We start from the raw sequence: 12,858 nt of genomic DNA on the forward strand, positions 1-12,858 counted from the left end.
CGCATGGCAGGCCACCGGCGTGCCGGGATCACGCATACCGGCGCAGGCGCATCGAGAAATCGGCGATCGCCTTGATGCCGCTCTGCTCCGCGCAACGGCACCAATCCTGCAACTGAACCAGCAATTGCTCGTGCGACGCGTGCGACCACGTCCATAGCTCGAGCAATGTCTCGTACATATCCACGTACACGCGTATTCGCCGGTTCGCATTGGGGCTCGTCAGCGCCCGCAGATCGGGCTTGTCCCGATGGCCCCAGGCCTGGCGCAGCCAGCGTTTCATGCCGAGTGCGAACGCGCGCTTGTCGTCGCGGCTCATGTCCTTGATGCGGCGCAGCTCCCGCCGGCAGGCCGGCTCGAGCATGCGCGCATAGGCGGCCAACACTGCATGCCGGTTGCGGATGACCGCTTGCAGCGTCGCGTCGTCGGCCACTGCCTTGTTCGGGAGCAGCCGCGGCTTCGTCGCGACTCGCCGAATCGTCGCGAGTCTCAACGTCGCCAGCAGGCGGATGTACAGCCAGCCGATGTCGAACTCGAACCAGCGGTTCGACAGCCTGGCGGACGTCACGTATGCGTGGTGATTGTTATGCAGCTCTTCTCCGCCGATCAGGATGCCCAGCGGGAATAGGTTGGTGCTCGCATCGGGCGTCGCGAAATTCCGGTAACCGCTGAAGTGGCCGCAACCGTTGACCACGCCGCCGGCCCAGAACGGAATCCACATCATCTGGACCGCCCACGCCGCCACACCGGGCAGCCCGAACAGCCCGACGTCGAGCACGGCCAGCAGCCCGACGCCGAGATTCGGATAGCGGGCATACACGTGGCGTTCGAGCCAGTCGTCCGGCGTGCCCGATCCGTATCGGCGCAACGTTTCCTCGTTCCGCACTTCCGCGCGGTACAGTTCCGCGCCGCGCAGCAGCACGGTCGCGAGGCCGCGGGTGCGCGGGCTATGCGGATCTTCCGGGGTCTCGCTTCTTGCGTGATGCTTGCGATGCACCGCGACCCACTGCGTGGTCTGCATGCCGGTCGTCAACCACAGCCAGAACCGGAAGAAGTGACTGACGCACGGGTGCAGTTCCAGCGCCCGGTGCGCCTGGCAGCGATGCAGGTACACCGTCACGCTGATGATGGTGACATGCGTGAGTGCGAACACGACCCACGCAAGCTGCCACCAGGACAGCTTCAGCTCACCGTTCAGGAGAAATGCCGACATACCGGTCGCACTCCGCGCCACGCACCTATCCGCGCGCGCTTCGCCGTGACGGCGCGTGCGCGTGCCGCTTCCCTACCCTTCAACCGACCGGCCTATTTCCCGACCTGATTGCCGACCACCCCGCCGACAGCCGCACCGCCGACGGTGCCCAACGCACTGCCGCCCGTCAGGACCGCACCGGCGACGCCGCCGACACCCGCCCCGATCACGGTATCCGTTCCGCGGCGAGACATACCGCCGCAACCCGCCAGCACGACAATCGCCATCGTGACTATCGCCATCTCGACTGCCACTGAATGTAGCTTTCTCATGATCATCTCCTCGGGTTGCCGCTGCGCCGTCCGATCCGGCCCGACGCATGGAAGCCCATGCGCTGACGTCTCGATGGAATTCGAAACATCGGTTCATGATCGGACGTAATTCGCGCGCAGTCCGTCCGCTAACGTACCGGCCCGAGCGCCAGCCTGCCGCCTCACGGCAGCACCGCCTGCGCGGCCCCCAGCGTCACGACCACGCTGTGACGCCGACCGTCGTCCACGAGCCGCACCGCCGCTTCGCCGGTGGCGAGCCGCACGCCATCCACGACGAGGCGCGACACGCCGCCGCTGACGTCGTCCGGATTCTCGACGACGATGTCGTAGTGCGACGCCCCGTGGCGCAGCGTTGCCCTGAAGCCCGGCCAGGATCGCGGGATGCACGGTTGAATGGACAGCATGTCGCCATGCCTGCGCAGGCCGAGCAAGCCTTCGACGCCCGCGCGATACAGCCAGCCCGCCGAGCCGGTGTACCAGGTCCATCCGCCGCGACCGACATGCGGCGCGACCGAATAGACGTCGGCCGCGACCACGTACGGCTCCACCCGATAGCGATTCGCGCCGCTGCGCGTGCGACTGCGATTGACCGGATTGAGCAGCGCGAACAGCTTCGCGGCGCGATCGCCGTCGCCCATTTGCGCGAACGCGAGCACCGACCACGTGGCCGCATGCGTATACTGGCCGCCGTTTTCCCGGATGCCCGGCGGATAACCCTTGATATAGCCGGGATCGACCGGCGAACGATCGAACGGCGGCGCGAACAGCAGCGCCAGGCCATCGTCGCGGCGGATCAGCCGCGCGTCCAGCGCGTCCATCGCCTGCGCGGCGCGCGCCGGGTCCGCCGCGCCCGACAGCACGCTCCACGACTGCGCGATCGCGTCGATCGAACATTCGGCGTTGCCGGCCGAGCCGAGCGGCGTACCGTCGTCGAAGTAGCCGCGCCGATACCACTCGCCATCCCATCCCGCATCGGCAAGCGCGTCGCGCAACGCGCCGGCGCGCGTCAGCCAGCGCGCCGCCAGTTCGCCCAAGCCGCGCGCCGTGGCGAGCGGCGCGAACGCCGTGAGCGTTGCATGCAGGAACCACCCGAGCCAGACGCTTTCGCCCCGCCCGGCCTCGCCGACCCGGTTCATGCCGTCGTTCCAGTCGCCGGTGCCGATCAGCGGCAGGCCATGCTCGCCGAAATGCGCCAGACTGGACTCCAACCCGCGCGCGCAATGCTCGAACAGCGACGCGCTCGTTTCCGAGATGCGCGGAATGAAGAACGCGTCCTGCTCGTCGGCGCCCAGCGCCCGCCCGTCGATGAACGGGATCGACGCATCGAGAATCGCCCGGTCGCCGCTGACGTCGACGTAGTGCGCAACCGCATGGGCGAGCCAGACGCGATCGTCGGAGATCCGCGTGCGTACGCCGCTGCCGCTTTCCGGCAGCCACCAGTGCTGCATGTCGCCGTCCGGGAACTGGCGCGCCGCCGCCCGCAGCAGATGCTCGCGCGTCAGCGCCGGGCGGGCGGCCGCGAGCGCCATGCCGTCCTGCAGCTGGTCGCGAAAGCCGTACGCGCCACTGGCCTGATAAAAGCCCGCACGCGCCCAGATCCGGCACGACAGCGTCTGGTACAGCAGCCAGCGGTTCAGCATCAGATCCATCGCGCGGTCCGGCGTCTCGACCTGGAGCGCGCCGAGCGTCTCGTCCCAGAACGCCGTCACGGCGGCGAATGTCGCGTCGAGATCCGCCTGACGGTAATGCTCGATCAACTGTCGCGCCGTTGCCGCATCGGCGCCTTCGCCGAGCAGCAAGACGATTTCGACGCTATCGCCGGGTTCGAGACCGACCGTGGTCTGCAACGCGGCACACGGGTCGAGCCCGGCGCCGACGCGGCCCGACAGCGGCGACGCGCCGACGCGGCCCGGGAAACCGGCGGGATCGCCCAGGACGCCATTGCGGCCGATGAACTCGCGCCGGTCCGCGCTCCAGGAGGTTTGCAGGCCGCACAGATCGGCGAACGCCACCCTGCCGCGATACGCCTGGCTCCAGTCGTTGCGGGCAAACAGCGCGCCGGTGGGCGGATCGATCTCGCTCGCGGTGTGCGGCGCCGCGACGCTGCGCGACGCGCCCAGCGCCCACTCCGCATAGGTTGCGACGGACAGCCGGCGGGGCCGGTCCGACAGGTTGCGCAAGGTCAGGCGGGAAATCTTGACGGGATCGGCCAGCGGCACGAACTGCAGCAATTCGACGGCGACCTCGGCGGCGGTATGCGCAAACCGGCTGTAGCCCTGGCCATGACTCGCCACGAACGGAGTCGCACCCGGCGCGTCGTCGCCGATCGAGTTCGCCTGCGGCCCCCAGCGCATGCCGGTCTCGTCGTCGCGGACATAGAACACCTCGCCGGGCGGATCGGTGACCGGGTCGTTCGACCATGGCGTCAGCGGATGCTCGCGGCTGTTCGTCACCCAGGTATAGCCGCCCCCTTCCGCCGAGCTCAGGAAGCCGCACGACGGGTTCGCGACGACGTTGACCCACGGCATCGGCGTGCATTGACCGGGCTGCAGGGTCACCACGTATTCGCGGCCGCCGCGCGCGAAACCGCCGATGCCGTTGAAGTATTCGAGACCGGCGCCGGCCTGCGCCCCCTTCGGCGGCAGTAACGCGGGCAGCGGCAGCGGCGGGCGCGCGGCATCCGCACGGGCGGGCAGCGGTGAACCCGCGAGCCGTCGCAACTGGTCCACCAGCCGGCCGTTGCGCGCGGCGAGCACGGCTCGCGCGACCGACGGGAACAGCGCGCGCGCCGCCGCCGCCATCAGGTCGTCGCGCAGCACGAAAATACTGCCGCGCCCGGCTTCGCCCGGCGTCTGCCGGCTCCGCACCAGCCCCTCGAGCGCCGCCTGCAAATCCTGCACATACGACGCCGCGCGCTCGTTGACGATGACCAGGTCGACCTCGAGCCGCTTCGTCCGCCAATACTCGTGCGCGCGGATCAGCTGCCGCACCATGGCGATGTGCTCGATGTCGTCGATCCGCACCAGCAGGATCGGCAGATCCCCCGATACGCCGTGCGTCCATAGCGGCGACGCGCCCACGCCGCCCGCCGCCGACACCGCCGCCGCATGGCGCAGCAGTGCGGCGGAACCCGGCCGCATCGACGCATCGCTGTAGAGCATGTATCCGGCCAGCTGCTGGAACAACGCGGCCTCGTCGAGGCTCACCGCGCTATGCCGCAATTGCACCTGCGCCTGGGTCCACGCGAGCATCGCCGCACGCGCGAACGATTCGCCGTCGCGATGCTTGTCGACCAGGTCGAGCAGCTGCGCGCGCGAATCCGCGACGATGGTCCAGTAGGCGATGCTCGCCTTCGCGCCCGGCTCGATGCGCAGCCGCCGCCGCAACGTGAACGCCGCGTCCAGCACCGCGCCTTCGCAAGCGCCCAGCGCACGCCGTTCGGTCAGCGCAAGCGGCAGTCGAACGCCGCGCCCGCGCCCGATGAAGCGCAATCGATCGGTGTCGAATTCTTCCGCGCCGACGGTTTCGCCGGCGGTCACCGCCAGATGGGCGGCCCAGACCTCCGCCTCGTTCGGCGCGCGCTTGCGCCGCGTCGCCAGAATCGCGCCGGACGCCGGCACGTATTCGGTCTCGATGAACAGTTTCGAGAACGCGGGATGGGCGTGATCGGCGGCGGGCGGCGCGAGCACGATTTCCGCGTAGGACGTGAATTCGATCACGCGGGCCCGGGCGCCCGCATTGGCCACCGACACCCGCCGCACCTCCGCGTCGTCCTCGGCGGATACCACCACCTCGAGCGACGTCGTCAAGGTGCCGTCGCGCCGCACGAACTCGGCGCGATCCTCGGTGAACGTCACTTCGTAGCTGTCCGGCACCACGCCGGTGGGTTGCCATGCGGCCGACCAGACGTCGCCGCTGTCGACGTCGCGCAGATACAGGTAGCTGCCCCAATCGTCGCGCGTCGCGTCCTCCCGCCAACGCGTGACGGCCAGATCGTCGCGGCGGCTGTAGCCGGAACCCGCGGCCGTGAGCATCACGGCGTAGCGGCCGTTGGACAGCAGATGCGTGACGGGCGCGGGATCGTCCGCCGACAGCACGCGCCGCGCGACGCCGGCATCGATGCCGTGCATCCTGCCGGCCGGGCTCGCGTCGGCCCGCGGCCGCCCGGCCGCGACCCGGCCCGGTACCCGCTCCTGCAACAGCAGCTCGGTGGCGCGGACGGCCGGCTCGCCGTGGAAGAACGCGCGAATGCGCCCGCCCAGCAGCGCATTGGCGATCGACACGATCGACATGCCCTGGTGATGCGCCATGAACGCGCGCACGATGGCCACCGGCATGCCTTCCGGCACGCGCGCGGGCGTGTAGTCGAGCGCTTCGTAGAAGCCGAAGCGCCCGCACGCGCCGGCCGCGCGCAGCCGCTCGAAGTTGCGTACGGCGGCGTCCGGCGCGACCATCGCCGCGAGTGCGGTCGCATAGGGCGCGACCACCAGGTTCTGGTCGAGATCGCGCTTGAGCCCCAACTCCGGCACGCCGAAGCTCGAATACTGATAGGTCAGCTCGATGTCGCGCGTGTTGTACGCCGATTCGGACATGCCCCACGGCAGGCGCAGCCCGTCGCCATAGGCGATCTGCCGCCGCACCACCAGGTGATTGGTACGCGCGAGCAGGCTGCTGTCCGGCGCGCGCATCACCAGCGACGGCATCAGGTATTCGAACATCGATCCCGACCACGAGATCAGCGCCGCGCCGTGCCCGATCGGCGTCGCCAGGCGGCCGAGCCGGAACCAGTGCCGCGCCGGGACATCGCCCTTCGCGATCGCGACGAAACTCGCCAGGCGAGCCTCCGACGCCAGCAGATCGTAGTTGCCCGGATCGAGCCGTCCGTCGGCCACCGCATAACCGATCGACAGCAGATTGCGCACCGGGTCGAGCAGAAAGCCGAACTCCATCGCATAGGCCATCTGCAACGCGGTATCGGCCAGCGCATGAAGACGCTTGTTCAACACGTCCGCTTCGTCCGGCGTGCGCGTCGCGTCGCGGCAATGCCCTTGCACCGCGTGCTCCAGCGCCTGCGCCCAGAACAGCACGTCGTCGACGTCGCCGCCCCGCACCCGGCCGACCTCGTCCATCAGCGCGCGCGCGACATCGGCGACCGTCGCGGCGAGGACCGTAATCGCGGGCCATTCCGGCGCGGCGCGGCCGTCCAGTGCGCCGTCGTCCCCGGCCGGCGCGGCGAGCGCCTCCTCCAGCTCGGTCGCGGCTCGCTCGAATTCGCCGTGCAAGGCCGTCCGGGCGTCGCCTTCCCGGCACACGGCGTTGTGCAACAGCGCGAGCGTATCGCCGATCCCTTCATACGCGGCCTGCCGCCCCACGCCGGCGGGCTGATTCGCCCACGCGCGGCAACCGTTGCCGAGCGCGATCAGGTGGCCGGCGAGATTGCCGCTGTCGACCGACGACACGTACCGCGGCTCGAGCGGCCGCAGGTCACGGGTGTCGTACCAGTTATAGAAATGGCCGCGATAGCGCGACATCAGCCGCATCGTCGCAAGGGTCGCCTCCAGCCGCGACACCGCGTCCAGCGTGCCGAGCCAGCCGAACTCGCGGGCGCTGACGGCGGACAACAGGTACAGTCCGATATTGGTGGGCGAAGTCCGGTGCGCGCCAACGGGCTTCGGGTCTTCCTGGAAATTGTCCAGCGGCAGCATCTGATCGTCGGCCGTCACGAAGGTCTCGAAATAACGCCAGGTCCGGCGCGCGTCGCGCCGCAGCTGGCGCGCATCGTGCGGCGCCACCGCCAGCTCGCCAGCCGGCCGCGGTGCGCGGCTCAGCCAGTAGGCGATCGCGGGCGCCGCGAGCCAGACCAGCGCGAACGGAGCGGCCAGCCAGCCCGCATGACGATCGAAGCGCCAGCCCGCCAGCAGGCTGGCGGCCGCGGCAAGCAGCGCGAGCGTCACGCCGCCGCGCATTTGCAGATAGGTGAGCGCGAGGGTCCGCCGGTCGCGCGCGCCGGCTTCGGCCGCCGTGGTCCATTCGAGCAGATGGCGACGGCTGATCCCCACGCGAAACAGCGTGCGCGCGATCGCGTCGCCCATCGACCATGCCTGCTGCGGCAGCATGACGATCGACAGGCCGAACCGCGTCAACGCGAACTGCAGCTCCGTCGACCACGCATGGAGCACGCTGCGCGTGGTCATCTTCACATGCGTGCGCCGCCAGCGTGGCACCAGCCCGCTCAACACGGGCAACAGGAACGGCAGCGCGATCGTCACCAGCACGAACGCGCTCCACGCGAGCGACACGGGCAGCGGCAGCACCCATCCGGCCAGCAGCGCGACCAGCATGGCGGGCGCAGTGAGCGTGCGGCGCAGGTTGTCCAGCATCTTCCAGCGGCCGACCGCCGTCAGCGGTTCGCGGCCGAATATCAACCACGGCAGGAGTTGCCAGTCGCCGCGCGCCCATCGGTGCAGGCGTCCCGCCGCGACGTCGTAGCGGGACGGCGATGCTTCGACGACCTCGATATCCGACGCCAGCCCGGCCCGCGCGAATATGCCTTCGAACAGATCGTGACTGAGCACCGTGTTCTCCGGCACGCGGCCGGCGAGCACCGCCTCGAACGCATCGACGTCGTAGATGCCCTTGCCCGCATACGAGCCTTCGTCGAACAGGTCCTGATAGACATCCGATACGGCCGACACGTAAGGATCGATGCCGTGCGCGCTCGACGACACGCGCTGGAACAGCGAGCCCTCGTCGCCGCTCGCGAGGGACGAAGTCACGCGCGGCTGGAGCACGCCGTAGCCCTCGACGATGCGCCGGCTCGCGGAGTCGAATACCGGCCGGTTGAGCGGGTGCGCCATCTTGCCGACCAGGCGGCGCACGGTATCGCGCAGCAGCCGCGTATCGGCATCGAGCGTGATCACGTAGCGCACGTCCGGCGGCACGCGCGGCGGCCGGCCTTCCGGCGCGACGAACGACGTGTCCGACGCCCCGCGCAGCAACCGGTTCAGCTCGTGCAGCTTGCCGCGCTTGCGCTCCCAACCCATCCAGCACCGTTCGCCGTCGTTCCACACGCGCTTGCGGTGCAGCAGCAGAAAACGCTCGCCTTCGCCCGGCGCCGCCGGATAGAGGCCATTCAACCGGTCGATGCCCGCCGCCGCGGACGCCAGCAGCCCGTCGTCGCTGTCGGCGTGCGGAGTGGGCGCGTCCACCCAGTCGGAGAGCAATGCGAAATACAGCGCGCCGTTGGGGCTCGCCAGATGATGAATTTCCAGTTGCTCGATCTGCTCGGCGAGCGCCGCTTCCGTCGTCAGCAGCACCGGCACGGCGACCATCGTGCGCAGGCCCGGCGGGATGCCGTCGAGCAGCGCGAGGCCCGGCAGGATGCTTGCGCCGATATCCCTCATTACCGCGCGATTGACGAGCGCGAGCGCGGCATCGAGCGCGGGCAGCAGGCCGGCCAGACCGAGCCAGATCAGCCAGTGGCCGGGCGGTTCGACGCGCGCGAGCCACGCCATCATGCCCGCCAGCAGCAGTGCGGCGATCAGCCCGGTACGGCCGAGATAACCGCCGAGACCGGCGTGGCGGGTCAGGCGCCGCAACCACAGCGCAACGGGCGGCCGATAGCCGATCTCGGCTTCGAGCGCGGCGCGGCCGTCGGCCAGCAGGTAGTAACCGGGGTCGGTCTCGCGGCCCGGTGCCGCGCCGGCGGCCGGTGCGCGGGCTGCCGCATCGGCGACGACGCGCCGCGCAATCTCGAGCTCGCTGACCGGCGCGCCGCGCGCAAGCGCTTCGACCGCGTCGCGATACAGGTTGCGCGTGGGGAAATCCATCTCCGCGAGCTCGCTGACCGGCGCGCCGCGCGCAAGCGCTTCGACCGCGTCGCGATACAGGTTGCGCGTGGGGAAATCCATCTCCGCGAAGCCCGGGTGGCTGCGCAGCACCTGATCGACCAGGCTGATGCGCTCGAACAGATCGGTCCAGTCCACCTCCGAAATCAGCCGCATGCTGGTGATCACGTTGCGCACGGTCAGGCTGGCGGCGCCCTGCTGATGGTTGACGGACGCAACGATCTGGTCCGGCGTCGCGCCGCGCGCCGCCAGGTGCCGATGCAGCCACGCCAGTGCCGGCGCGACAGCCGGATCGGGATCATGCAGCCGCTGAATCAGCTGCACCGCGAACGCATCGTGCAATACGGCCTGCTCATAACGGGCGACGAGCGGCGCCGTCTCCACCCGCGCCTGCCCGCCTTCGCCGAGCAGGCGATCCGCGAGCGCGTCGGCGTCGAGCCGCGCGCGCCGGTCGTCGATGATCTGATCCGCGAGCCGCCGCAGGTTTTCGATCAGCACGATCCGCAGCGTGATCGCCACCGCCCACAGTTCGCCGATCGTCAGCGGTTCCACGGCCTGATAGGCCAGCATGAAACGGCATAGCGCATCGGGATCGAAACGACTGTCGGTATGGGCGACGAATGACCAGTTGATCCCGAACACGCGCGGATAACCGGCGAACGGGCCGTTGCTCAGTTTGGGCAGTTGCCGGTAATAGCGAGGGGAAAGATCGTCGCGAATCTGCCGCACCTGTTCCGCGACAAGATAGTAGTTGTCGAGCAGCCACTCCGCCGCGGGCGTGATTTCTTCTCCGCGCGCGTCCGCGGCCACCGTGTTCCGGTAGGCCTTCAGCAGATGATCCGAGTTGTCCTTCAGCCGTGCGGCCAGCGAGGGGCCCGACGCCGCACCGGGCAACACCTTCTGCGCGCGAGCCAGGCTGCCCGCATGCTGCGCGAGTCGCTCGTCGCCGAAGAACTCCTCGCGAATCGGCCGGGCATTGCTCCACGGCGAGGTCCGGCGTCGCGAAACACGCGCGACATGAATCTTCAAGAGACGTCCTCCCAGATGGCCGCACCGCTCGGCCACGCGTGCCCGGGCCGTCAAACCGCTTCCGACAGCGATGTCGCGACGGGTTCGCCATGCAAGCCGCCGTGCTGCGCGGACCGGTCGGCGGCGTGCTCGCACGCCATCGACACGAACGCATCGCGAGTCGTATGCAGCGCGCCCGCCGTCCGATCGATGTCGTGCACGATGCGCTTCGGCAGGCACAGCTCGATCCGCACGGAACTCGACGTCACCTGGGTCAGGTCGATGTCGAAGAAGCGCCAGATCCCGTCGCCGGCATCGACCGCCGACGCCTGCAATACGGACATGTCCGTGGTCGGCGGCGGAACGAGACGCGCGGACCGGTCATAACGGGCCATGACCCGTTGCGCGACGGCCGCCTGCAACTCGCCATACGAGTCGCCCTCCACATCGACTTCGGGAAAATCCGCAAGCGCGCCGCGATAGCGGGGATTCCCGTGCCGCGTGATATAGATCGGATATTTCATGAACCGCTCCAGACAGAAGAATGCGACGAACGTCATCGTGCATCGCGACGGCCCGATGAGTCGGTACGCTGAAGAACAGTCTTCGGAGCAGGTTTCGTGGTGACTTGCCCGCCTTGCACGCACCGGAGCCCCGCGAATGCAACGCGATCGATCCACGTACGGCACCGTACCGATGATTTGCACGGTAATCGAGCGCGTTGCTCGCATCAGGCGCGCCGGCCTCCTCTGTTGCCGGCACGCCCGGGACGCCCCGGGATGCGGCGCGTTTCATCACACATGCGCCAGGTCGTTGCCATCGAAGCGGGGCGTCACCGTGAATCCCGTCACACTCGTTCGATCTGCCGCGCTCATCCTCGCGGCATTGCCGTCGGCGCGTGGGGCTGTCTGTATCTCGCCCCCTACGCGTCATCGTCGTGGTCCTCGTCGCGCTCGTGCTGTCCACGCGGGTCGCCAACGTCCGGCATAAGTTCGCAATCCTTCTGATTGGAAAGCTGCAGAGCGACTTGCCGGAACCAATCGCGGGGCGTATGGTTTATTTCTCTGTCGCCCTTTTTTCGGGAGATATCAAAATGGCTGCCATGCAATCCGCGGCCACGCCCCTCTCCGACGAGGAAGCCCGGCGCCAGTTGCGCCGCGCCGTCATAGCCAGCACGATCGGCACCACGATCGAATGGTATGACTTTTTCCTCTACAGCACGGTCACCGGCCTGGTCTTCGCAAAGCTGTATTTCCCGCAGTCCCACCCTCTCGTCGGCACGCTGCAGGCATTCCTGATCTATGCCGTCGGCTTTGTCGCGCGGCCGGTCGGCGCCGCGATCTTCGGCCATTACGGCGACCGCATCGGACGCAAGGCCACCCTGATCGTGACCCTGCTGCTGATGGGGCTCGCCACGTTCGCCGTGGCCTTCGTCCCGACTTACGCGACGATCGGCATCTGGGGCGCCGTTTTCCTCACGGTGCTGCGCTTCATCCAGGGCGTCGGCGTCGGCGGCGAATGGGGCGGCTCGGTCCTGATGTCGATGGAGTGGGCGCGCACCAATGCGCATCGCGGCTTCGTCGCGTCGTGGCCGCAGTTCGGCGTGCCGGCGGGATTGTTCCTCGCCAACCTCGCCGTGCTCGCCATGAGCTGGTTGTCCGGCAGCGGTTTCCTCGCGTGGGGCTGGCGCGTGCCGTTTTTCCTCAGCATCCTGCTGGTCGCGATCGGGCTCTATATCCGCCTGAATATTCTCGAGACGCCGATCTTCGCGAAGCTGCTGGCCGAGCGCCGGATCGAGAAGACGCCGATGCTCGAAGTGCTGCGCAAGCAGCCGAGGGATATCGTGCTGTCGGCGTTTGCGCGGATGGCCGAGCAGGCGCCGTTCTATATCTTTACGGCGTTCGTGTTCACTTACGGGATCACGGCGCTCGGCGTCACGCGCGAACTGTTGCTGACGGCGGTGCTGGTTGCATCCGTGGTCGAATTCGTCACCATCCCGCTGTTCGGGCACGTGTCGGATCTGATCGGACGGCGGCGGATGTACATGATCGGTGCGGCTGCCGTCGGTGTGTTCGGATTCCTCTACTTCGCGATGGTCGACAGCCGGAATCCGGTATGGATCTTCGCGGCCATCGTGCTGTCGCTGGTCCCGCATTCGATGATGTACGGGCCGCAGGCTGCGTTGATTGCCGAGTCGTTTACCGGGCGGTTGCGATACAGCGGTGCGTCGATGGGTTATCAGCTCGCTTCGGTCATCGCAGGCGGCCCGGCACCGCTGATCGCGACGGCGCTGTTTGCCTACTACCATTCGGGGTATGCGATCGCGGTGTACGTGCTGGTATGTGCGGTGCTGAGCCTGGTCGCCGCATCGAAGCTCGGCGACTACACGAACAAGGATATTTCGCGGGAATACGACGAAGCGCGGGATCTGGGGGATCATGGGCACGCGCCGCCGGTGACCTGACGGGTTGGCCGGCGATCG

Annotated in this window: 5 protein-coding genes; 1 reads left to right on the forward strand and 4 read right to left on the reverse strand. The window is 68.6% G+C overall.

Annotated features, from left to right (window positions below; genetic code table 11):
• Positions 1–28 precede the first annotated feature (28 nt).
• The 4 genes from ACPUER_RS09140 to ACPUER_RS09155 all read right to left on the reverse strand — a co-directional run bounded on the left by ACPUER_RS09140 (position 29) and on the right by ACPUER_RS09155 (position 10,900).
• On the reverse strand, positions 29–1,210 hold the full coding sequence (locus ACPUER_RS09140) for a DesA family fatty acid desaturase (RefSeq protein WP_425130901.1): 1,182 nt from the start codon (positions 1,208–1,210) through the stop codon (positions 29–31).
• Positions 1,211–1,302: 92 nt separating this feature from the next.
• Positions 1,303–1,521 carry a glycine zipper 2TM domain-containing protein gene (locus tag ACPUER_RS09145; protein ID WP_072439846.1) on the reverse strand — a complete coding sequence of 73 codons (219 nt, stop codon included), beginning with the start codon at positions 1,519–1,521 and terminating at the stop codon, positions 1,303–1,305.
• Positions 1,522–1,682: 161 nt separating this feature from the next.
• A complete protein-coding gene (locus ACPUER_RS09150; protein WP_425130902.1) occupies positions 1,683–10,397 on the reverse strand; it encodes a GH36-type glycosyl hydrolase domain-containing protein in 8,715 nt (2,904 codons plus the stop codon).
• A 50-nt stretch (positions 10,398–10,447) separates the two neighbouring features.
• Positions 10,448–10,900 carry a type II toxin-antitoxin system HicB family antitoxin gene (locus tag ACPUER_RS09155; protein WP_425130903.1) on the reverse strand — a complete coding sequence of 151 codons (453 nt, stop codon included), beginning with the start codon at positions 10,898–10,900 and terminating at the stop codon, positions 10,448–10,450.
• A gap of 569 nt (positions 10,901–11,469) precedes the next feature.
• Here ACPUER_RS09155 and ACPUER_RS09160 point away from each other — a divergent pair.
• Complete coding sequence (locus tag ACPUER_RS09160; RefSeq protein WP_310136382.1) at positions 11,470–12,840, forward strand: MFS transporter; 1,371 nt, start codon at positions 11,470–11,472, stop codon at positions 12,838–12,840.
• Positions 12,841–12,858: the final 18 nt, after the last annotated feature.

This window comes from Burkholderia sp. DN3021 (genome assembly GCF_049805555.1).
GTDB lineage: Bacteria > Pseudomonadota > Gammaproteobacteria > Burkholderiales > Burkholderiaceae > Burkholderia > Burkholderia pyrrocinia_C.